The organism is Amycolatopsis sp. NPDC004378, assembly GCF_053602455.1.
The window spans coordinates 58,409-81,042 of the sequence record NZ_JBSGDR010000032.1 but is presented as its reverse complement, the minus strand read 5'-3'; the positions used below and the strand labels follow the sequence as shown (position 1 = coordinate 81,042).

The following is a 22,634-nucleotide window of genomic DNA, read 5'->3' as shown; positions in this document are numbered from 1 at the left end:
AGACACCAGGACATCCTCCCTCCAGACCACTGTCTGGAATCAAGGTGTCCGGCCCCACGGGGCAACTCCACGTGATTGGAGAGGCATCACGCGTGATTGAGCGGGCATCACGCGTGATTGGAGAGGCATCACCCGTGATTGGAGAGGCATCACGCGTGATTGGAGAGGCATCACGCGTGATTGGAGGGGCGACACGGAAAAGCCGCCTCGCACCCGTCGGTGCGAGGCGGCTCGGGAGGCCCCCAGGTCAGGCTGCCGCGCGGCGTTCGCGCTCGGTGACCGCCGCGTAGTAGCGGGCGATCGCCTTGTACGACTCCTTCGGCTCGATCCGGTAGGTCGAGAAGTGGTCGAAGTAGTCGTCGCGGATGGACTTCGTGATCGTCATGCTCGCCGTGTCGAGGTCCCACTGCGGGTCGTCGGAGTGCGGGTGGGTCGGGTGGACGAACTCCGTCACCGCGACGCTGTAGATCCCGAACTCGTCGTACAGGCGCAGGCGGTCCAGGTGGAAGTCGGCCTGGGCCTGCTCGTCGCGCACGAAGCCGTCGAAGACCCGCGGCGGCTCGACCGTGCGGTCCACGATGTCGAAGCCCAGCAGGCCCTTCGCCGACGCGCCGGCGTAGGTGAACGTGCCGTACTCGGCGATCATGATCGGCTTGTTCCACTTCCGGTACGCGTCGAGCTCGGCGATGTACGCCTCGCGGCTCGGCTTCGCGTGGTAGTAGTCCGTGATGCCGATGTAGTCGAACGGCGTCCAGTCGACCCGCTCGAACGAGCCGGCCGAGTAGGTGATGCCGCCGGTGAAGTTCGCCCGCGCGACCTCGACCGCCTTGCCCAGGAACGCGTTGAGCTTCCGCTCGACGTCGTCGTGGTCGATCGGGCCGACCGGGCGCAGGAAGTGGTGGTCGGAGTCGGGGAAGGCGTTGCCCATCCGGTTGTGGTAGAACTCGCCCGGCATGATCCCCATGGTCTGGATCGCGTGCGTGCACCCGACGCTGACGTGGATGTCCGCGCCCTGCTTGCGGAACTTCTCGCCGAGGCGCGCGGTCTCGGCGATGTGCTCCAGCACGTCCGGCTGCTCGCCGTCCATCAACCGAGGCTGCAGCCACACGTGCAGGCCGCGCTCGACCGCGTGCGCCGTCGTGGCCTCGAGGCGGTCGAAGAGGGTGCCGTAGATCGTCACCGAGTTGGCCTTGAGGCCGTCGGCGATCGAGTCGATCTCGGTGCGCATGATGTCGTCGTTCCACACCATGCGCGAGTTGTGGCCCTGGCCGGTCTCGTGGTTTGACCCGCAGTCGTAGGCCACGCCGCGGTAGGTGAGACCTCTCCCCCGCGGCGCGAGGATCTCGTGTTCGGTCATTTCGTGCTCTCCTAAGCCGCTACGCCGCGCGCCGGCGCTGCTGGAAGATGTCGTTGATCCCGGTCAGGCCCGAGAGCATGGTCGCGAAGTCCGTCTCACGCGGCCGCAGCTTGTTCGGGTCGATCTGCTCCTGGGCCTTGTCCCAGTAGTCCTCCTTGTTCTTCGTGCGGTCGTAGAAGAACCGCACGAAGTCCAGCACGGAGTCGAGGAAGGTCCGGTAGCTCTCCTCGTACAGCCCGAGCAGCTCGTTCTCGCTCGACGGGTCCTGCAGGACGCCGTCGAGCGCGTCCGCCAGGGCCCGCGCCCCGCGCAGCGCCAGCGTGACACCGGTGGACAGCAGCGGGTCGACGAACGCGGCCGCGTCGCCGACCAGCGCCCAGCCGGGGCCGTGGAACCGCTCGGCGGTGTAGGACCAGTCGCGGATGTTGCGGAACCCGCTCGCCCGCGTCGCGCCCTTGACCAGGGTGCTGACCTCTTCGGTCTTGCCGAGCTCCTCGAAGTACAGCTCCTCCAGCGACTTGCCGGACTTCTGGTACTCCTCCAGCGGCGTCACGTACCCGACGCTGACCGTGCCGTCGTGGAGCGGGATGAACCAGAACCAGCCGGTGGGGCGGTTCTCCGAGATGATGTCGCCGGCCTTGGTGCCGCTGTAGCGGTTGCAGCCCTGCCAGTACGTCCAGGTGGCGATGTTGCGCAGGTCGTCGTGCCAGACGACGGTGTCGAAGTGCTTGGCCAGCACGTGGTTCTGGCCCGAGGCGTCGATGACGAACTTCGCGCGCGCCTCGGTCGTCTCCTTGCTGCCCTTCTCCGCGTACGTGACGCCGACCATGCGCTCGCCGTCGAAGATCGGCTCGCGGACGGTGACCTCTTCGAGCACCTTCGCGCCCAGCTCGCGCGCCCGGCCCAGCACCAGCGCGTCGAAGTCGGCGCGGCGGACCTGGTAGGCGTAGTCGTAGAGCGCCGACTCGGTGAACCGGAAGCCCCAGGTGCCCTGGTTCTTGCCCCACAGCAGCGTGCCGCCGTACTTCTTGGTGAAGCCCATGTCGTCCAGGCGCTTGAGCAGGCCCAGGTCGTCCAACGTGGGCAGGGCACCGGTGATCAGGGACTCGCCGATGTGGTAGCGCGGGAACTTCTCGCGCTCCAGCACCAGCACCCGGTGGCCCATGCCGGCCAGCAGCCCGGCCGTCGCCGCGCCACCGGGTCCCCCGCCGATGACCACGACGTCGTATGCCTCATCGCTTGCGCTCATGTGCGCCCTTCCTCCTCGAGATCGCCGCTGCTGCCGGTGTACGTCAGAGTGCCCACAGTGGACGGTTGGGGTCGGCCAGGCCGGAGGCGAGGATGCCGCGGTAGTCCTCGATCATCCGGACCATCGTCTCCCGGTCGAACTGCTCGGTGTTGTAGCGCGCGGTACCGGCGATCTCGCCGTCGGCGAGGATGTCGAGCGCCCACAGCACGCCGTTCGGGATGTCCGACGTGTCCTGGCACGACTTGGTGCGCTTGCGGACCTCGGCGTACTCGACGTCGCCGACGGTCTCGGCCTCGGTCATGCCCGGGAACTGCAGCACCTGGATGGCGCAGACGGCGTTGTCGTCCCGCTCGTAGGTCTTGTTGATCTCCGGCGCCTGCGCGACGACCTCGCTGAAGGGCAGCTCGTGCGCGTAGGCCTCCAGGCAGGTGGCCCGGATCCGCAGCACCAGCTCGGAGAAGGTGCGGCAGCCGTCGATGTCGGTCCGCAGCGGGACCAGGTTGAAGAACGGGCCGATCGTCTCGTAGTGCGCCTGGTCGGCGCGGCCGGAGGTGATGATCGGCACCACCAGGTCGGTGGCCCCCGACATCCGCGCCAGCAGGGCGTTGTACGCGGCCAGCAGCACCATGAACGGCGAGCAGTGCATGCCGCGCGCGAGCTGCGTGGTGGCCCGGGCCAGCTCGGCGTCGAGCAGGAACCGCTCCACGGCGTAGACGGCCGGGGTGTCCGGGGCGAGCGTGCGGTCGGCCTTGATGTCGAGCATGCGGCCGCCGCGCAGCTTGCCGCCCCAGTACCCGCGCGACGCCTCGGACTGCTCGCTGGCGAGGTCGTCGATCTGCCAGACGGAGAACTCCCCGTACTGCAGCGGCTTCCCCAGGGCCGGCAGGTCGAACCCGCGGCGCCGCGCGTAGCTGACGGCCAGCTCGTGGATCAGGACGTGCAGCGACCAGCCGTCGCCGGCGGTGTGGTGCACGATGAGCACCAGCACGCCGTCCCGGTCGTCGAAGCGGCCCAGCTCGGCCCGCAGGTGCGGCAGCTCGTCGGCGCCCAGCCGGCCCGCCTCGACGGAGTTGACGAACTCGTCGACCTGCTCGTCGCGCGGGCGGCCGTCGTCGGTCAGGTCGTGCAGGACGAGCTCCGGCGAGCACGGCGGGTGGACGCGCTGGAACTGCTCGCCGCCTTCGCGGACGATCTCCGTGCGGAGGATCTCGTGCCGCTCGACGACGTCGTCCAGCGCGCCGCGCAGCGCGCCGAGGTCCAGCTCGCCGCGCACCCGCCAGCCGTGGATCACCAGGTGCCGGGGCCCGAACGCGCCGTCCGTCTCGCCCTTGTCGAAGATGCACAGCAGACCGAGGTTGGCCGACAGCGGGTAGCGGCCGGCCGTGTCGGAGACGCTCATCGGGGTTCCCTTTCCCTGCCCGGGCTTCAGTGGTGGTCGCGCTGGCGCTCGGCGGCCTGGTACAGCGCGGTGATGTTGCCGCTGCCGAAGCCCCGCGCGCCGAGCCGTTCGATCAGCTCGAGGAAGATCGTGTTCCGCGGGTGCACCGAGGCGGCGAAGATCTGGTACAGCTGGCCGTCGTGGTCCTCGTCGACGAGCACCTGCTGCTCGCGCAGGTTCGCCACCGAGTACTGCTCCGGCACCACGCGCTGCAGCAGGTCCGCGTAGTAGGAGGCGGGGGTGCCCATGAACTCGACGCCCCGGTCGCGCAGGACGTCGACCGCCTCGATGATCCCGTTGGTGGTGAAGGCGATGTGCTGCACGCCCGCGCCGCCGTGGTCCTTGAGGAAGTCGTCGATGTGGCCCGGCTCCTTGGACGTGTCCGGCTCGATCAGCGTGAAGGTGACGGTGCCGGACTTGCTCTGCACGACCTTGGTGGTCATCGCCTGGGCGCCGACCGCGATCGTCTCGGCGAAGATCAGCTCGAAGCCCAGCACGTCCCGGTAGAAGTCGACCGTGGCGTCGAGGTGCCCGTTCTCCACGCACACCGCGAAGTGGTCGATCTCCAGCAGCGCACCGGGTTCCTCGGCGTTGACCGCGATCGGCGCGGGGACGCCGTCCGGGTATTCGACGAAGGTGTGCAGGGTGTCGCCGAAGCCCATGATGCTGGCCGTGACGACGTTGCCGGCGCGAGAGGGCCCGGCGACCGGGCGCGCCCCGCGGGCGACGGCCGCCTCGAACGCCGCCTTGGCGTCGGTGACGCGCAGGGCGATGTCCGAGACGCCGTCGCCGTGGTGGTCGACGTAGGCGGTGCCGGGGTGGTCTTCGACGAGCGGTTCGCTGAAGATGAACCGGACGTCGTTGGCCCCGATCTCGATCGAGCGCACGGTGGCCCAGTCCGGGCCGGAGTCACCCAGCGGCCGCTCGCCGAGGCCGTACCCGCGCACCAGCCAGTCCCGTGCCGTGTCGAGGCTGCCGACGTAGAAACGGACGTAGTCCAGCTCGAGACCGTCGAGGGCCGACGGATTCGGGGTGGCCATGGGGAACCTTCTTTCCTCTGTGCCGGGATGAGCGCGGTGGGCGGCGTCCGGGAGTCAGGCGGCGCGGCGGGCGGCCGGGTTCGGCCGCAGGTCGCGCCAGTTCTCGGCGATGTAGTCCAGGCAGGACGTGCGCCCGCGCGGACCGTGCGCGACCTCCCAGCCGGCGGGCACCGGGATGCCCGAGACCCACAGGGAGTGCTCGCCCGCGGCGTTCACCAGGACGGTGTAGTTCTTGTCCGGGTCGTCGAAGGGGTTCGTCATCTCGGTTTCTCCCTCAGAGCACCTGGGCCAGGCCGGCCACGGTCGGAGTGTCGAAGAGCGTGTTGATCTTCAGTTCCACGCCCAGCTCGGCGCGGATCCGGTTGAGCAGGCGCATCGCCAGCAGCGAGTGGCCGCCCAGGTCGAAGAAGCTGTCGTCGACGCCGACCTCTTCGATGCCGAGCACCTCGGAGAACGCGCGGCAGAGCGCCTCTTCCTTGGGGCCGCTCGGCGCGCGGGAGGCGCCCGTGGTCTCGAACTCCGGCTGCGGCAGCGCGGCCCGGTCGAGCTTGCCGTTCGCCGTCAGCGGCAGCCGCTCGACGACGACGAACGCGGCGGGCAGCATGTACTCCGGCAGGCGGGCGCGGACGCGCTCGCGGATCGCGCCGGTGTCCGGCTCGCCGGACTCGGCGACCAGGTAGGCGACCAGGCGGACGTCGCCGGCCTTGACCTCGCGGGCGACGACGGCGACGTCGGCGAGGCCGGGGTGCCCGGCGATCGCGGCCTCGATCTCGGCGAGCTCGACCCGGAAGCCGAGGATCTTCACCTGGTCGGTGGCGCGGCTGACGAACTCGATCTCCCCGGCCGGGGTGCGGCGCACGAGGTCGCCGGTGCGGTACATCCGGGAACCCGGCTCGCCGAACGGGCTGGCGACGAAGCGCTCGCCGGTCAGGTCCGGGCGGCCGGCGTAGCCGAGGGCGACCCCGACGCCGCCGAAGTACAGCTCGCCGACGGTGCCGTCGGGCACCGGGTCGAGCCGCTCGTCCAGGACGTGCAGCTCGACACCGTCCATCGCGCGCCCGACCGGGACCACCGGGCCCGGGGTGTAGGGCGCGGTGATCGCGGAGGTGGTGCTGAAGACGGTGCCCTCGGTCGCGCCGTACATCGCCCGCACGGTCAGGCCCGGGTTGACCTCCAGCACGCGGGCGACCGCGGTCGGCGCGATCACGTCGCCACCGGTGAGGACCTCGCGGACGCCCGCCAGGCTCTCCGGGGCCTCCTCGGCCACGACGCGGAACAGCCCCGCCGTCAGGTGCACGCCGGTGATCCGGTTCTCGGCCAGCAGCGTGCCCAGCGTCGGGATGTCGAGCTTGCCCTCGGGCGCGACGACCACGGTGCCGCCGTGCAGCAACGGCACCCAGATCTCGTAGGTGGACACGTTGAAGGCGTGCGGCGCGATGAGCAGGACCCGCTCGTGGTGGCCGGTGTCCCAGGTGGAGTCCAGGGCCAGCGCGAGGGCGTCGGTGTGGCGCACGGCCACGCCCTTCGGCTCGCCCGTGGAGCCCGAGGTGTACATGACGTAGGCCGGGGCGTTCTCGTCCAGCGCCACCGCGGGGGCCGTCACCGGCTGGTCCGCGAGGTCCTCCGACGCCAGCACGACGTCGGCGACCGACGGGATGCCCAGGCCCTTCGAGGCTTCGTCGGTGACCAGGATGGTCGTCTTCGAGTGGTCGACGATCCACTGGCGCCGGTCGGCCGGGTAGGCCGAGTGGATCGGCTGGTAGAACGAGCCGGCCTTGAGCGCGGCCAGGAACGTGACGACGACGTCGGTGCTGCGCTCGAGCAGCACGGCGACCGGGACGTCCGGGCCGGCACCCAGCCCGGCGAGCCGGTGGGCGAGCCGGTTGGCGCGCTCGTCGAGCTCCCGGTACGTCAGCGTCCGGTCCGAGCCGGAGACCGCCACCGCGTCGGGGGTTCGCGCGGCCTGCGCGGAGAACGCCTCATGAACGGACCGGGACATGATCACACTCCAATTCCTCGAATCCTGCAGCGCCGGTTCCGACGCTAACCACGGGCGCGGGTGACCCACGTCTCCGCGTTTGCGGGGGTTGTTCTTGCCGGGCAAGGAGAATCAGGCGGCCTGGCCTTCGGCGGGCTGGTGCGAGAGGACGCGCTGGACCAGCGCCTCGTCCATCAGCGCGGTCGGCGGGTCGATGAGCCCGGCCACGCGCATGAACGCCTTGACGATCTCCTGGTCCTTCGACGCCGCGTACTGCAGCAGGCCCATGAAGGCGTTGCCCTGCTCGATCTCCGGAGTGCGCTCGCCTTCGACGCCGGGGAAGGCGAGGTCACCGCTCGCGGAGACCGCCCACGGCGCGTCGACGACCTGGCCGATGTCGCGGAAGTAGGCGTACTGGTCGACTTCGCCGCCGCGCAGGTGCTCGCGGAGGGTGAAGGCCTCCCACGCCGCGACGCTCATGCCCTGGCCGTAGACCGGGTTGAAGCTGCAGATCGCGTCGCCGAGCACGAGCAGGCCGGCCGGGAAGCGGTCGAGGTGCTCGTAGCGGCGGCGGACGCTGGCCGGGAAGCCGAACGAGGTCGCGTCGTCGAGCGGCTCGGCGTCCTTGATGCCGTCGTAGACGTCCGGCACCGGCAGCGACTTCGCGAACTCGACGAAGCCGTCGTGGTCGGTCGGCGGGTGGTCGCCGAGGATCCCGGTGAGGGAGACGATGCAGGTGTCCTCATCGGACAGTCCGAAGAAGGCGCCGCGCGGGTGCGCCGGCGACGCGACCGGGTTGATCGACCAGGTGTCGGTGAACGAGCCGGGCGGGCGGCGGTAGAACCGGGTGGTGTAGGCCAGGCCGATCTTGACGCGGTCTTCGGTGGGCCGCGCGTAGCCGAGCTGCTCCAGCCAGGCGGGCGTCCGCGAGCCGCGGCCGGTGGCGTCGAGCACGAGGTCGGCGCGCAGCACCTTCTCGACGCCGGCGTCGTCGCGGACGCGCACGCCGATGACGCGCTCGTTGTCCGAAGTGGACACCAGGCCCAGGATGTCGTGGCGCTCCAGGTAGGTCACGTTCGGCAGCGCGTCGACGCGGGTGCGGACGTGGTTCTCCAGCACCGGGCGCGTCGGCGTCACGGAGACGAGACCGGTGTGGGTGTAGGGCAGGCGCAGGCCGTTGAAGTACCAGCGCATCTCGCCCAGGTCGCCGACCGGCGCGCCGGTGGCGCGCAGGTCCTCGGTGAACCCGGGGAAGAAGTCCTCGAGGATCCGCTGGCCCCGGGCGTGCAGCCCGTGCGCGTGCCGGGTGTGCGGCGTGCCCTTGCGCGGCTTCGTCACCCCGAGGACGGTGTCGCGGTCGAGGACCAGGACGTTCTCGTAGGACTCGGACAGCACCCGGGCCGCCAGGCTACCGGCCATGCTGCCACCGAGGACGACGGCGACGCTTCCGACCTGTCCGGCCATCTGCCGGCCTCCTTGGCGTGAGAGGTACGTGGAGGGCCGTCGCGCAGTGCCTTTCGACGTGCTGCGGAGCGGCCTGCTGCCAGCCTCACACCCGGGTCGGGCGGTGGACGTCTCATGGTTTGCCCCGCGGGCGAGCGGGGGAACGTTCGAAGAAATCCGCCGGGTCCGGGAACGCCGAAGGGGATCCCCGCGGTCGCGAGGATCCCCTTCCGCCCGGAACCCGGGTCAGCTCGGGAAGGTGCCGCTCGTGACGTTCACGAACGTGCCCGTGATGGCGCCGGCCCGGTCGGAGGCGAGGAACGTCGCCGTCGCCGCCACCTCGGCCAGCGTCGGGGACTTCTTCGTCATCCGCATCCCGTCCAGGTGCTGAAGCAGCCCGGCGAACGCCTCGTCGTCCATCTTCGGCGCGCCGCTGAACGCCGCCAGCTTCTCCGGCGACAGCGTCTCCGGCAGGCCCGCCGTCCAGATGCCGAGCACGCGGACGCCCGCGGGACCGATCTCGTTCGCGAGGTTGCGGAACAGCGTGTCCAGTGCCGCGTCGGCCGGGCCCGTGCCGCCCATCATCGGGCTGCCGTTGGCCGACCCGCTGTTCAGGCCGAGGATCACACCCGACCCCTGCTCCACCATGTGCCGCGCGGCCGCCCGCGCGGTCAGGAAGTTCGTGGTCAGCCCGGTGAGCACCGGTCCGGTCACGTCTTCGGCGATCATCTCGACCAGGGGCGTGCCCTGCACGTCGCCGCGGGTGATCAGGTTGATCGAGATGTCCAGGCTGCCGCTCTCGGCCACCACCGCCTTGGCGTGCCGCTCGACCGCGGCCTCGTTGAGGGCGTTGACCACGTTGGCCTTCGCCCAGCCGCCGGCGTTCGTGATCTCCTTGACCACCGGCGTGAGGTTCTTGCGGGTGCGCCCCGCGCAGTAGACGCGTGCGCCCGCCGCGGCGAACGCCTTGGCCACCTCGCGGCCGATCGAACCGCCGGCCCCGTAGACGATGGCGTTCTTGTTCTCCAGGGACATCAGCTTTCCTTTCCTGTTCGACGTGTGCCCGGTGCACACGGACGTGGCCTGGCCCCCCAGCCATCGCGCCGACCCGGGCCGCCCCCGAACGGCGGAAACGGGTCGACAATCCGAGCACATCGTTGTGCCTTCGCGAGGCGGGCCGCATCTTCCGAAGTGCGCTCACCGACTGCGTTCGGCCGTACCGAAGTTCGGCCCAACGGGTTATTCAGTACCGCTGAACGGCGGAACTCAGCTCGGGAAGATGCCGCTGGTGACGTTCACGAAGGTGCCCGTGATGGCCCCGGCCTCCGGGGAGGCGAGGAACGCCGCGGTCTGCGCGACCTGGGCGAGCGTGGGCGACTTCTTGGTCATGCGCATGCCGTCCAGGTGCTGCAGCAGGCCCTGGAACGCCGCGTCGTCCATCTTCGGCGCGCCGCTGAACGCGGCCAGCTTCTCCGGCGACAGCGTCTCCGGCAGGCCCGCCGTCCAGATGCCGGCGACGCGCACGCCGCTCGGGCCGATCTCGGCGGCCAGGTTCCGGACGAGGGTGTCGATCGCGCCGTCGGCCGACCCGGTGCCGCCCATCATCGGGCTGCCGTGCGCGGACCCGCTGTCCAGCGCGAGGATCACGCCGGACCCCTGCTCGACCATGTGCCGGGCGGCGGCGCGCATGGTGATGAAGTTCGTGGTGACGCCGGTGATGATCGGGCTGGTGAAGTCCGCCGTCTTCATGTCGACCAGCGGGACGCCCTGCACGTCACCGCGGGTGATCAGGTTGATCGAGACGTCCAGGCTGCCGCCCTCGACCACCACGGTCTTGGCGTGCTCCTCGACGGCCGACTCGTCGAGCGCGTCGAGGACGTCCACCGACGCCGACCCGCCCGCGGCCTCGATCTCGTCGGCCACGGCCTGCAGCGGCTCGAGGGTGCGGCCCACGAGGAACACGTGCGCGCCGTCGGCGGCGAACGCCTTGGCCACCGCCGCGCCGATCGAACCGCCGGCGCCGTAGACGATCGCGTTCTTCTTCTCGAGCGACATCGCTCTCTCCTTCGCGTCTCTTCGCGTGCTGTGTGCCCGCGTTTGTCGGACATTGAGACGCACGACCGCCGGAGAACTCATCGCCCGGATCGGGCTAAAGGGTGAGCGGCAGGCCGAAGGCCGGGAAGAGGTGGGGTTCGAAGGAGGTGATCTCGACGATCCGCCCGGCTTCGATGCGCAGGACGTCGAGCACCTGCGCCCGGTACACGGTGGTGCCCGGCCGCCGCAGGTAGCCCGCCGCGGCCGGCAGGCGGTTCGCGAAGGTCGGCAGGTGCTTCCACGTGCCCTGGAAGTGCGGCGACGCCGGGTCGATCGAGGGTTTGATGAACGCCATCATCGCGTCGCGGCCGACGAACCAGAACGGGTTCGGCGGCATCGTCAGCACGACGTCCTCGCTGAGCAGCTCGGCGACGACCGCGGCGTCGGCCTGGTCGGCCGCGTCCATGTAGCGCTGCAGGATCTCGCGCTCTTCGGCCGTCGGGCGGGCCGGCACGGTCCAGTCGCTGCGCCGTTCGGGCAGGTGGCGGCGCAGGGCGGGCCGGGCCCGCTGCAGGGCGCTGTTGACCGACGCGACGCTCATGTCCAGCTGCTCGGCGGTGTCGGCGGCGGGCCAGCCGAGCACGTCACGCAGGATCAGCACGGCCCGCTGGCGCGGCGGCAGGTGCTGGATCGCGGCCAGGAAGACCAGCTCCATCGTCTCCCGGGAGACCGCGGCGCGCTCCGGCTCGACGTCGGTGGACGCGACGTCCTCGAGCATCGCGTCCGGGTAGGGCTGCAGCCAGGTCACCCGCGCGGGGGGCTCGGCGGCGCCGTTGTCCATCCCCGGCACCGGCTCGTACCGCTGCGGACGGCGCTGGTTGCGGCGCAGGAAGTCGAGGCAGGCGTTGGTGGCGATGCGGTACAGCCAGGCGCGGAAGGTCGACCGGCCTTCGAAGGCCTCCCGGCGGTTCCAGGCCCGCAGGAAGGTCTCCTGGACCATGTCCTCGGCGTCGTCGTAGGAGCCGACCATCCGGTAGCAGTGCACCTGCAGCTCGTGCCGGTACGGCTCGACGAGCCCGGCGAAGTCCCATTCGTCCCCGGCCCGCACGGCGGCGGTGACCTCGTCGTTCTCGCCGGCCCCGGGTTCCGTCACGGGGTCGCCCGTGACGTTTTCCGCGCCGTTCTCTTCCGTCACGGCCGCGGCCGTGACGCTTTCCGGCGGGTTCTCCGTCACGCGGGGCGGCGTGACGTTTTCGGTCACGGCGGCGTCGCGGGCGAGCTGGGCGATGCGCCGGAGCCGGCCCACGGTCGAGGCCAGGTCGGTGACGTCGGTGTAGAACACCTCGGGCAGCTGCGGCGCCAGCCGGCGCACCCGCTGCTCGATGTCGGCGATCAGGTCCGGCACGGCGGCGCCGGCGGGCTGCTGCCGCTCGCGGTAGGCCTTCTGCCGGCAGGCGGGCGAGCAGTACTTGGACACGCGCCCGCGGCCACCCGCCCGCGCGGGGAGTGGCTTGCCGCAGCTGGGACACCGGCCGTCCGTCACGGCCCCGAATCTACGCAGGACGGACCCGGCCCGCCACGGCGCCCTCGCGCGGGACCCGCGTCTCCCGTCGTGCGCTCCCCCCGGTCCACCCGGGCCGCACCGCAGAAATGGAGGCGCCGCCGGGTTTTCGCCCCGATCATCCTCGTATGCGGGCGAGCCGGGCGGCCGACCCATCCCCTGCGAAGGAGCACAAGCCATGGCGACGAGCGTCCCGATCTCGGATGCGGACTACCTCCGGATCCTCATCCACGGCCACACCGCGTTCGAACTGCTGCGCACGGGTCTCGAGTTCGACCTGTTCCAGAAGCTCGAGGACAGCGGCGGTCTGGACGTCACCGAGACCGCGGCGGCGCTCGGCGTCGAGGAGTACCCGGCGCGCGTCCTGCTGCTCGGCCTGGCGTCGCTGCTGCTCGTCGAGAAGAAGGACGGCAAGTTCGTCAACGCCCCGATCGTGCGCCGGAAGCTGCTGAAGGACGGCGAGCGGTTCCTCGGCCCGCTCATCGACATCCAGGACAAGATCATCAACAAGACCCTGGTCGACTTCGCCGAGTCGATGCGGCAGAGCACCAACGTCGGCCTGCGCCACCTCGAGGGCCCCGGCGACACGCTGTACTCGAAGCTCACCGCGACGCCGGACCTGCAGAAGGTCTTCTACGACAACATGGGCGACGCCTCGAACCGCGCGTTCGCGCAGTTCCTGGAGTACTACGACTTCAGCGGGATCAAGCACGCGATCGACATCGGCGGCGGCGACGGCACCAACTCGGTCAAGCTGGCCGAGCGCTACCCCGAGCTCGAGATGACCGTGTTCGACCAGGAGAGCGTCACGCGGCTCGCGGCCGACAAGATCGAGGACCCGTCGGTGCGCAAGCGCGTGCACTTCCACCCGGGCGACATGCTCACCGACCGGCTGCCCGAGGGCGCGGACGCGATCCTGTACTTCCACATCTACGAGATCTGGTCGCTGGAGCGGAACACCGAAATGCTCCGCAAGTGCTACGACGCGCTGCCCGAGGGCGGCACGGTGCTGGTCTACAACTTCGTCTCCAACGACGAGGGCACCGGCTCGCTGTCCGGCGGGCTCGTCTCGCCGTACTTCCTCGCGCTCGCTTCGGGCGAGGGCATGACCTGGTCGGCGGCCGACATGGAGAAGTCCGTGCGCGACGCCGGGTTCTCGCGGGTCGAGCGGTTCGCCGACCTCGGCTTCAGCCACGCCCTGGTGGTGGGCCACAAGTAGCCCGGTTCCCCCGATCCGGGCGGGCCGGAACCGGCTCGCCCGGATCTTCGGTGTCCTTGCCCGGCGCCCGCCGGTCGCCCGACGATCGAAAGAAGGCCGATGAACTTCCCCGAACCCGTCGCCATCATCGGGATGGCTTGCCGTTTCGCCGCGGGAATCGAGTCACCAGAGTCCTTCTGGGCGCTCCTGCGCGACGGTGGCGACACCGTCGGCGAGCTGCCCGCGGATCGCTGGGAGTGGCACGCCGGCCAGAGCCGCGAACACGCCGCGGTCGTGCGGGACGTGACCAAACGCGGCGCGTTCCTCGACAACGTCAAGGAGTTCGACGCGGACTTCTTCGACGTCACCCCGCGCGAAGCCGCCCTGATGGACCCGCAGCAGCGGATCACCCTGGAGCTGGCGTGGGAGGCGCTGGAGCACGCCGGGATCCCGCCGCGGTCGCTCGGCGGCACGGACGCCGGGGTCTTCATGGGCGTCGGCGCCGACGACTACGGGCGGCGGCTGCTGGAGGACCTGCCGCGGATCGAGGCGTGGACCGGGATCGGCAGCTCCTTCTGCGCGGTGGCGAACCGGGTGTCCTATTCGCTCGACCTGCGCGGGCCGAGCATGGTGGTGGACACCGCGTGCTCGTCGTCGCTGGTCTCGATCCACCTGGCGGCCCAGGCGCTGCGCTCCGGCGAGTGCCCGGTCGCGCTCGCCGGCGGCATCCTCGTGATGGCCGGGCCCGGGCTGTCGGTCGTGCTCGACGCCGCCGGCGCCACCTCGCGCGACGGGCGCAGCAAGTCCTTCGACGCCTCGGCCGACGGCTACGGCCGCGGCGAGGGCGGCGGCATCGTCGTGCTCAAGCTGCTCAAGGACGCCCGTCGCGACGGCGACCGCGTGCTCGCGGTGATCCGCGGCAGCGCGGTGCAGCAGGACGGCAAGACCAACGGCATCATGGCGCCCAACGGCGAGGCGCAGGCCCACCTGATGCGCCGCGCCTACCAGGCGTCCGGCATCGACCCGGCGACCGTCGGCTACGTCGAGGCCCACGGCACGGGCACCAGCGTCGGCGACCCGCTCGAAGCGGGCGCGATGACGGCCGTGTTCGGCGCCGGGCGCCCGACCGGCGCGCCCTGCCTGATCGGCTCGGTGAAGCCGAACGTCGGGCACCTGGAAGCGGGCGCCGGCGTCGCCGGGGTGATCAAGACCGTGCTGGCCCTGCAGCACGGCGAGATCCCCGCCAGCCTGAACTTCACCACGCCGAACCCCAAGATCCCTTGGGACACTTCGGGTCTGCGCGTGGTCACCGAGAACACGCCGTGGCCGCAGAGCAGCGCGCCGCGCCGCGCCGGGGTTTCCGGGTACGGCTACGGCGGCACGATCGCGCACGTCATCCTCGAGGCGGCCCCGGAGTCCGACGCCGAGACGACCACCACCGCGGCGGCGGGCGGCCGGCCGAACGTCCTGCCGCTGTCCGGCGCGACCGAGGCGGCCGTCGCGAAGTACGCCGGACGGCTGGCGAACTGGCTGTCCCGCCACCCCGGCACCGAGCTCGCCGACATCGGGCACACGCTGGCCCGGCGGCGCCAGCACCTGCCGTTCCGGGCCGCGGTTTCCGCCGAAAGCACCGCGGCGCTCGGCGCGAAGCTCGCCGAGTTCGCCGCTTCGGGCACCGGCGGTGTCTCCGGGCGCGCCCTGCCGGAGACCTCGCGCCAGGAGCTCGTCTGGGTCTTCTCCGGGCACGGCTCGCAGTGGACCGGGATGGCCCGCGAGCTGCTGGCCACCGAACCCGCCTTCGCGGCCGTGATCGACGCGATCGAGCCCGTCTTCCTGGCCGAGATGGGGGTCTCGCCGCGTGCGACCATCGGCTCGGACGAGCCGCAGCCCGTCGACGTCATCCAGCCGATGATCTTCGCCGTCCAGGTCGCGCTGGCCGCACTGTGGCGCGACCGCGGGGTCCACCCCGACGCCGTCATCGGGCACTCGGTCGGCGAGATCGCCGCGGCCGTCACGTCCGGCATGCTCACCCTCGAGCGGGGCGCCCGGCTGGTCTGCCGCCGGTCCGTGCTGCTGCGGCGGGTGGCGGGCCAGGGCGCGATGGCGATGGTGAACCTGCCGCCCGAGGAGGCGCGGCGCCGGCTCGCCGGCCGCACCGACGTCGCCGTCGCGGTCGCCGCCGCCACCGGCTCGACCGTGTTCTCCGGCGACGTCGAAGCCGTGCAGGAGACGAGCGAGCTGTTCGCCGCCGAGGGCCTGGCCGTGCGCAAGGTCGACTCCGACGTCGCCTTCCACAGCCCGCACATGGACCCGCTGCTGGAATCGCTGGCCGCGGCCGCCGCGGACCTGCCGCCCACCCCGGCCGAGATCCCGGTGTACAGCACCGCGCTGGCCGACCCGCGGTCGGAAGCCCCGCGCGACGGCGCCTACTGGGCCACGAACCTGCGCGGCACGGTGCGGTTCGCCGAAGCCGTCGCGGCCGCGGCGGCCGACGGCTACCGGCTGTTCGTCGAGGTCTCGCCGCACCCGGTGGTCGAGCACTCGATCAACGAAACCCTCGACGAGCTGGGCGTCACCGACGCCGTCGTCACGCACTCCCTGCGGCGCAACCGGCCCGAGCGGGAAACCCTGCTGGCCAACCTCGGCGTGCTGTACTGCGGCGGCGCCGACGTCGACTGGGCGGCGCACTGGCCGGAGGGCTCCCTGGTGGACCTGCCGACCACGGCGTGGCAGCGCAAGGAGCACTGGGTCGACGACTCGGTCGGCCGCTCGTTCCTCACCCAGCAGCACGACCTCGACAGCCACACGCTGCTCGGCGGCCGGATCAACGTGCACGGCGCGAACCCGGCCCAGGCCTGGCTGACCTACCTCGACCACGACTCGCGGCCGTACCCGGGCGACCACCCGGTGCGGAAGGTCGAGATCATCCCCGCCGCGGTGCTGCTCAACAGCTTCCTGACCGCCGCGGCCTCGGCGAAGGGCGCCTGGCACGAGCTCTCCGACGTCGCCCTGCGCGTCCCGGTGAGCGTCACGCGCCCGCGGCACCTCCAGATCGTGTTGCAGGACGGCGCTTTCCGGCTGTCTTCGCGGATCATCGAGGACGTCAGCGCCGAGGACGGCGACGACAAGGGCTGGGTCACCCACACCACGGCGGCGGTCACCGCGTTCGGCGGCTCGATCCGCGGCCAGCGCTCGGAAGCGCGGACCAGCGAGGACCTGCCGACCGGGTACGTCATCGACCGGCTCGCCACCCTCGGCGTCGCCGCGATGGGCTTCCCGTGGGCGGTCCGGGAGATCCGGCGCGGCGAGGGCACGCTCGTCGTCACGGTCGACACCGACCCGGGCTCCGACGAACTGCCCACCACCTGGGCACCGCTGCTCGACGGCGCGCTGTCGGCGGCGTCGGTCGCCTTCGGCGGGCCGCCGATCCTGCGGATGCCCGCGCACATCCACCGGGTCACCCTCGCCGAGCAGTCGCCGTCGCGGGCGACCGTGACCGTGCGCGTGGTCGCCGACGACACCGTGGACGTCGAAATCGCCGACCTCGACGGCACCGTCGTCGGCCGGCTGACGCGGCTCAAGTACGGCGTGCTGGACAGCGAAGCCGGCGCGGTCACCAGCCCGCGCCAGGTCGTGCACGAGCTGGCCTGGCGCCCGGCCGAAGGCGTCGCCGGCGGGCCGTCCGGGAGCCTCGTGCTCGTCGGGCCGGACTCGCCGGTGCTGCGGCGGGTCACCACCGGGCTCGACGCCCTGGGTGTCGCGCACCTGGTCGCGGCCACGCCCGAGGGCCTGCCCGAAGGGGTGCTCGGCCCGGACCACACGCTGCTCGTCGTGCCCGCCGCCGGGGCGACCGGCGACGCCGCGGCGGAGGGCTCGTGGCTGCTCGCCCGCACCGCGCAGCGCGTCGCCGCCACCGGGCAGGCGAAGACCGCCCGGGTCTGGTGCCTCACCGAAGGCGTCCGCGAAAGCGCCGAGGCGGCCGCGCTCGGCCACGGCCCGCTGTGGGGCGTCGGCCGGGTCATCGGCGGGGAGCACCCCGACCTCTGGGGCGGCACTGTCGACATCGGACAGTCCGAAGCGGACATCGCCGGCCTGGTCGAGGTGCTGCGGACCATCCGCGGCGAGGACGTGGTCGTCGTCCGCGACGGCGAGGCCTCGGTCGGGCGCCTGCACCGGCTCGAGGGCGACCCGGCCCGGCCGCGGCTTGCCGCCCGGCCGCACGCGACCTACCTGGTCACCGGCGGCCTCGGCGTGCTGGGCCTGGAGGTCGCGCACTGGCTGGCCGACCGCGGTGCCCGGCGCATCGTGCTCGCCGGCCGGCGCGGGCTGCCGCCGCGCAGCCGGTGGGCGGAGCTGACCGACGAGGCCGAGATCGACGCCGTCGAGTCGGTGATCGCGCTGGAACGCCTCGGCGTCACCGTCGTCCCGGTCGCCGTGGACGTCGCCGACGCCGACGAGGTCGCGGCGAAGCTTTCACCGGACGCGCTCGGCCTGCCGCCCTTCCGCGGCGTGGTGCACGCCGCGGGCGTGCTCGACGACCGCACCCTCGGCAAGCTCGACGAAGCCTCGCTGCGCCGCGTCATGCGGCCGAAGGTCGAGGGCGCGCTGAACCTGCACCACCTGTTCCCGCCGGGCTCGCTCGACTTCTTCGTGCTGTTCTCCTCGTGCGGGCAGCTGCTCGGCCTGCCCGGGCAGACCAGCTACGCGGCCGGCAACGCGTTCCTCGACGCACTGGCCGCCCACCGCCGCACGGCGGGCGACCAGGGTGCCGCCAGCTACGCGTGGACGTCGTGGCGCGGCCTGGGCATGTCGACCTCCACCGCGGTGATCGACGCCGAGCTCGCCGCCCGCGGCACGGCCGACATCAGCGTCACCGAGGCGTTCGGGGCGTGGGACCTCGCGGCCCGGCACGACCTCGGGTACGCGGTCATGCTGCGGACCCTGCCCGCCGAGCCCGGCGTGCGGAAGCTGGCCCTGCTCTCGGAACTGCCCGAAGAAGCCGCGGCCGGCGCCGTCGCCGCGGACCTGGTCGACGTGCCGTGGGCCGGGCTCACCGGCGCCGAGCTGTCGGCCGCGGTCACCGAGGAGATCCGCAAGCACGTCGCGGCCGAGACCGGCCTCGCGGCGTCCGAAGTGGACTCCCGGCGGCCGCTGATCGAGATGGGCCTGGACTCGGTGATGACCGTGCGGATCCGGCGCGGCCTCGAGCGGCGCTTCCGGTTCGCGCTGCCCGCGACGCTGTTCTGGGACCGCCCGACGATCGAAGCGGTCACCGCGCTGCTCACCGAGCGGATGGCCGAGGAGACGGGGGAGCCTGAATGAGTTTCGACGGTTTCGTGCCCTGGCCCGCGGACCTGGCCCACGCCTACCGCGCGGCCGGGGTCTGGCCGGGCCGGACGATGGGGTCGTACCTGTGGGAGTGGGCGGAGACCCGCGGTGACCGGGTCGCCGTCGTCGACGGCGGCACCCGGCTGACCTACCGCGACCTCGCCGTCCGCGCGGACGCCCTCGCCGTGCGGCTGGGCGAACAGGGGCTTTCGCGCGGCGACACCGTGCTGGTGCAGCTGCCGAACACCTGGGAGTTCGCCGTCGTGACGGCCGCGCTGCTGCGGCTGGGCGTCGTCCCGACGATGATGCTGCCGCCCCACCGCGACCACGAGCTGACGGCCATCGGCGCGCACGTGCGGGCGAAGGGCCTGGTCGTGCCGGACACCTGGCGCGGCTTCGACCACCAGGAGCTCGCGTTCCGCGTGACGGCGGCCCTGCCGGATCCGGCCTCCGTGCTCGTGGTCGGCGACGCGGTCGTTCCCGGCGCCGTCGACGTCCGGGCCCTGATGGACCCGGACGGCGACGTCGCCGGGCGGCGGGCGTGGCTGGACGCGCACGGGCCCGCGCCGTCGGACATCGCCGTGTTCCTGCTCTCGGGTGGCACCACGGGCGTGCCGAAGGTGATCAGCCGCACGCACGACGACTACCTGTTCAACATCACCCACTGCGCCCGGGCGTGCGCCTTCGACGAGGACACGGTGTACCTGGCGGTGCTGCCGGCCGGGCACAACTTCCCGCTGGCCAGCCCCGGCATCTTCGGCGCGCTGCACGCGGGCGGCCGGGTGGTGTTCTCGGCGTCGCCGCGGCCGGAGCCGGTGTTCGCGGCGATCGAAGCCGAGCGGGTGACGGTGACGTCGGCGGTGCCCGCGGTCGTCCTGAAGTGGGTCGACGCGGCGGCGACGGCGAAACCGGACCTGGCGAGCCTGCGGTACGTGCACGTCGGCGGGTCGATGCTGGCGCCGGAGATCGCGGAGCGGATGGCGCGGGCGCTCGGCTGCCGGCTGCAGCAGGTCTACGGCATGGCCGAAGGGCTGGTCTGCTACACGCCCCCGGACGCGCCCGACGAGCTGGCGTTCGGCACGCAGGGGCCGCCGATGAGCGCGTTCGACGAGCTGCTGGTCGTCGACGAGGACGGCCTGCCGGTGCCCCCGGGCGGCGAGGGCGAGCTGCTGACCCGCGGCCCCGGAACCCCGCGCGGCTACTACGGCGTTCCGGAGCAGAACAAGCTGTCGTTCACCGAAGACGGCTGGTTCCGCACGGGCGACCTGGTCCGCATCACCCCGGAGGGCTACGCGGTGGTGTGCGGCCGCGTCAAGGACCTGATCAACCGCGGCGGCGAGAAGATCTCGGCGGGCGAGGTCGAAACGCTGATCCAGGAGCTGCCGGAGGTGGCCGAGGTGGCGGCGGTGCCGGCCCCGGACCCGTTGTACGGCGAGCGGGTCTGCGTGTTCGTCCGCTTCCACGGCGGGTGTTCCCTGTCCCTGGCGGAGATAACCCGGTTCCTGACCGAGCGCGGCCTGGCGGCCTTCAAGATCCCGGAGCGGCTCGAGGTGCTGGCCGCCTTCCCGCACACGGCGGTCGGCAAGGCGGACAAGAAGGCCCTGAAGGTCCGCCTGGCGGAGATCGACGCCTTGCCGCGGGCTGCTTGAGTTCTCGACGTCGTGAAGGCCACCTTGGGTCCCCAAGGTGGCCTTCACGCTTTGTGGGTGGTCCCGGGCACGGCAAAAGCGAAGGCCGCCGCCCGGGTGCAGGGGACCCGGACGGCGGCCTTCGCGGGCGACCGTCCCGAAAGGACAGTCAGGCGGCGCGGCCGTCGGAACGGCGCGCGGTCTCGGCTCCCTGGGCCGCCACGATCGCGGCGTCGAAGTTCGGCTCCTGGCCGACTTCCGGGACGTACTCTGCGTGGACCACCGTGCCGGCCGCGTCCACCACGAACACCGCGCGGGACAGCAGCCGGAACTCCTTGATCACCACGCCGTACGCCAGGCCGAACGACAGGTCGCGGTGGTCGGACAGGGTGCGGACGCCCGAGACGCCCGCCGCGCCGCACCAACGGGCCTGGGCGAACGGGAGGTCCACCGAGACCGTCAGCACCGACGCGTCGCCGAGCTGGGACACGCTTTCGTTGAACCGGCGCGTCTGCAGGTCGCAGACCGGCGTCTCCAGCGACGGGACGACCGAGATCACCCGCGTCCCGCCCAGCTCCGCGAACCGGACCGGGGCCAGGTCGGTGCCCAGCGCGGTGAAGTCCGGTGCCCGGTCGCCGACGGCGATCTCCGGGCCGAGCAGGGTCACCGGGTTCCCGCGGAACGTCACGACACCCGTGCGTTCGGTCATGCCGGCCCCCTCAGCTCTTGACCGGGCTGGTCTGCTGCGACACCAGCCGCCACTCGCCGTCGGTCTGGGCGACCACCCAGGTGCCGCGGACCGTGCGCTCGACCGGCACCGCCGTCTCGCCCTCGTAGAGCACGCCGCCGTCGGTGATGACCACCGCGACGCCCGGCTCGAGCACCTTGACGTCGATCGGCTCGGTGACGAGCTTGGTGCCCGACAGCGTCGCGCCGAAGGCGTCGCTGAAGAACGCCCGGATCGCGTCCCGGCCGTTGATCTGCTCGTCGTCGACGAGGATGCTGCCGTTCTCGGCGAACGACTCCGCGAACGCGCCGGCGTCGTTCGCGTCCCACGCGGCGCGGGCGCGCAGTTGCGCGGTCACGGCGGCGCTTTCCTCGCCCTGGGTGAACTTCCCGTAGTAGGTGGCCCACTGTTTGGCCCCCGCGACGAGGGACGAAGCCTTCTCGGACATCCGGCTCTCCTTGGCTGACGATGTGGCTCGAATCTCCGTGGCCAGGATTCCGGGAACCGGGGTGTCCCGGCATCTCCTCCCCTGCGGGAAAGACCGGCAACTCAGGAGAGGTTTTCGCGCCGGGGCCCGTGTGACCATGAACTCCGTCTGGGCCGATCGTATCCCCGCCGTTGGTTGGCCGACCGATCGAAGGAGAAGCAACAGTGTCCGCACCCACTTCTGACGAGCAGGCCAGGCTGGACGACTACTACGGGCCCTTCACCGCCGAAAAGGAAAAGGAAGCCCTCGACGTCCCGCTGCGCCTGATCGCCGCCTGGAGCAAGAACGACGGCTACGGCGTCGCCAAGGCATTCACCGAGGACGGCATCCTCATCCTCCCCGGTGACGTGCTGAAGAAGGGCCGCGACGAGATCGGCGCGTTCATGGCCGCCGCGTACGCCGGCCCGTTCAAGGGCACCGGCGTCACGGGCAAGCCGGTCAACCTCCGGTTCGTTTCGGACACCGTCGCGCTGATCCGCACGCACGGCGGCATCCTCGCCCCGGGCGAGACCGAAATCGACGAAGAGCTCGCGGTCCGCTCGACCTGGGTCGTCGTCAAGCGCGACAACGAATGGCAGCTGGCCGTCTACCAGAACAGCCCGCGTGGCGCCGGCGCCACCCTCCGCTGGTAACCGAACCGATCCGGGAGATCATTGTGCCGACCACTTCGTGGGGCGACGCCACCGCGATCCTCGCCGCGCACGGCGTCGAGGAGGACACCTCTTTCTACCGCGAATTCACCAGCGCGGACGAAAAGGCCGTCCTCACCGTCCCGCAGCGCATCCAGGACGCCTGGCTGCTGAACGACGCGGACAAGTTCGCGGACGTCTTCACCGCCGAGGGCAGCCTGCTGCTGCAGGACAACCAGCTCACCAGCCGCGACGAAATCCGCGACTACATGCGTGCCGGGTTCTCGGGTCCGCTGAAGGGCGCACACGTCTACGGCTGGCCGCTGGAGGTCAAGTTCCTCGAGCCGGGCATCGCGATCGCGATCACCGAGGGTGGGATCATCCGCCCCGGTGAGTCCGAGATCGCGCCGGAGAACCAGATCCGGGCCGTCTGGGTCGTCGTCCGCAACGGCGAAGGCGACCTGAGCCTGTTCTCGCACCAGAGCAGCCCGGTCAAGGGCTGAAAACACCGGTGAAGGCCGCCTCGAGGGACTCGGA

17 protein-coding genes are annotated in these 22,634 nt (G+C 71.7%); 5 read left to right on the top strand and 12 right to left on the bottom strand.

Translation table 11 applies throughout. The features are described 5' to 3' along the window. Positions 1-247: 247 nt before the first annotated feature. The 10 genes from ACWEN0_RS45775 to ACWEN0_RS45730 form a co-directional block, all read right to left on the bottom strand. Positions 248-1,357 (bottom strand): hypothetical protein, encoded by a 1,110-nt coding sequence (locus tag ACWEN0_RS45775; RefSeq protein ID WP_451987716.1) that lies wholly within the window; start codon positions 1,355-1,357, stop codon positions 248-250. Positions 1,358-1,376: 19 nt separating this feature from the next. Further along, on the bottom strand, positions 1,377-2,606 hold the full coding sequence (locus ACWEN0_RS45770; protein ID WP_451987714.1) for an NAD(P)/FAD-dependent oxidoreductase: 1,230 nt from the start codon (positions 2,604-2,606) through the stop codon (positions 1,377-1,379). 43 nt (positions 2,607-2,649) lie between these two features. Beyond that, positions 2,650-4,005, bottom strand: a complete 1,356-nt coding sequence (locus ACWEN0_RS45765) for a condensation domain-containing protein (RefSeq protein ID WP_451987712.1) — start codon at positions 4,003-4,005, stop codon at positions 2,650-2,652. Positions 4,006-4,031: 26 nt separating this feature from the next. Beyond that, the gene (gene hppD, locus ACWEN0_RS45760; RefSeq protein WP_451987710.1) at positions 4,032-5,084 is read right to left on the bottom strand and encodes a 4-hydroxyphenylpyruvate dioxygenase; all 1,053 of its coding nucleotides are present in this window, start codon (positions 5,082-5,084) and stop codon (positions 4,032-4,034) included. Between the two features lie 54 nt (positions 5,085-5,138). Beyond that, the gene (locus ACWEN0_RS45755; RefSeq protein WP_451987708.1) at positions 5,139-5,345 is read right to left on the bottom strand and encodes an MbtH family protein; all 207 of its coding nucleotides are present in this window, start codon (positions 5,343-5,345) and stop codon (positions 5,139-5,141) included. A gap of 13 nt (positions 5,346-5,358) precedes the next feature. After that, the gene (locus tag ACWEN0_RS45750) at positions 5,359-7,083 is read right to left on the bottom strand and encodes an amino acid adenylation domain-containing protein (RefSeq protein ID WP_451987706.1); all 1,725 of its coding nucleotides are present in this window, start codon (positions 7,081-7,083) and stop codon (positions 5,359-5,361) included. 111 nt (positions 7,084-7,194) lie between these two features. Then, positions 7,195-8,526 (bottom strand): FAD-dependent oxidoreductase, encoded by a 1,332-nt coding sequence (locus tag ACWEN0_RS45745; protein ID WP_451987704.1) that lies wholly within the window; start codon positions 8,524-8,526, stop codon positions 7,195-7,197. Positions 8,527-8,751: 225 nt separating this feature from the next. Beyond that, entirely contained in the window at positions 8,752-9,540 is a 789-nt protein-coding gene (locus ACWEN0_RS45740) for an SDR family NAD(P)-dependent oxidoreductase (RefSeq protein WP_451987702.1), read from the bottom strand. A gap of 231 nt (positions 9,541-9,771) precedes the next feature. Then, the gene (locus ACWEN0_RS45735; RefSeq protein ID WP_451987700.1) at positions 9,772-10,560 is read right to left on the bottom strand and encodes an SDR family NAD(P)-dependent oxidoreductase; all 789 of its coding nucleotides are present in this window, start codon (positions 10,558-10,560) and stop codon (positions 9,772-9,774) included. A gap of 94 nt (positions 10,561-10,654) precedes the next feature. After that, entirely contained in the window at positions 10,655-12,082 is a 1,428-nt protein-coding gene (locus ACWEN0_RS45730; protein WP_451987698.1) for an RNA polymerase subunit sigma-70, read from the bottom strand. Positions 12,083-12,278: 196 nt separating this feature from the next. Here ACWEN0_RS45730 and ACWEN0_RS45725 point away from each other — a divergent pair, with 196 nt between their 5' ends. The 3 genes from ACWEN0_RS45725 (at position 12,279) to ACWEN0_RS45715 (ending at position 20,275) form a co-directional block, all read left to right on the top strand. Further along, entirely contained in the window at positions 12,279-13,319 is a 1,041-nt protein-coding gene (locus ACWEN0_RS45725) for a methyltransferase (RefSeq protein ID WP_451987696.1), read from the top strand. 99 nt (positions 13,320-13,418) lie between these two features. Next, on the top strand, positions 13,419-18,620 hold the full coding sequence (locus ACWEN0_RS45720) for a type I polyketide synthase (protein WP_451987694.1): 5,202 nt from the start codon (positions 13,419-13,421) through the stop codon (positions 18,618-18,620). Beyond that, positions 18,617-20,275 (top strand): (2,3-dihydroxybenzoyl)adenylate synthase, encoded by a 1,659-nt coding sequence (locus tag ACWEN0_RS45715; protein WP_451987692.1) that lies wholly within the window; start codon positions 18,617-18,619, stop codon positions 20,273-20,275. Before ACWEN0_RS45720 ends, ACWEN0_RS45715 begins: the two co-directional genes overlap by 4 nt. A gap of 148 nt (positions 20,276-20,423) precedes the next feature. Here the strand turns inward: ACWEN0_RS45715 and tpx are convergent, their stop codons facing one another. Both tpx and ACWEN0_RS45705 read right to left on the bottom strand, forming a co-directional pair. Beyond that, positions 20,424-20,963 carry a thiol peroxidase gene (gene tpx / locus ACWEN0_RS45710; protein ID WP_451987690.1) on the bottom strand — a complete coding sequence of 180 codons (540 nt, stop codon included), beginning with the start codon at positions 20,961-20,963 and terminating at the stop codon, positions 20,424-20,426. A gap of 10 nt (positions 20,964-20,973) precedes the next feature. Continuing rightward, complete coding sequence (locus ACWEN0_RS45705) at positions 20,974-21,429, bottom strand: SgcJ/EcaC family oxidoreductase (RefSeq protein WP_451987688.1); 456 nt, start codon at positions 21,427-21,429, stop codon at positions 20,974-20,976. Between the two features lie 203 nt (positions 21,430-21,632). On the opposite strand from ACWEN0_RS45705, the gene ACWEN0_RS45700 reads away from it, so the two are divergent. Both ACWEN0_RS45700 and ACWEN0_RS45695 read left to right on the top strand, forming a co-directional pair. Beyond that, positions 21,633-22,100 carry an SgcJ/EcaC family oxidoreductase gene (locus tag ACWEN0_RS45700; RefSeq protein WP_451987686.1) on the top strand — a complete coding sequence of 156 codons (468 nt, stop codon included), beginning with the start codon at positions 21,633-21,635 and terminating at the stop codon, positions 22,098-22,100. Between the two features lie 23 nt (positions 22,101-22,123). Further along, positions 22,124-22,600, top strand: a complete 477-nt coding sequence (locus ACWEN0_RS45695; RefSeq protein WP_451987684.1) for an SgcJ/EcaC family oxidoreductase — start codon at positions 22,124-22,126, stop codon at positions 22,598-22,600. Positions 22,601-22,634 lie beyond the last annotated feature (34 nt).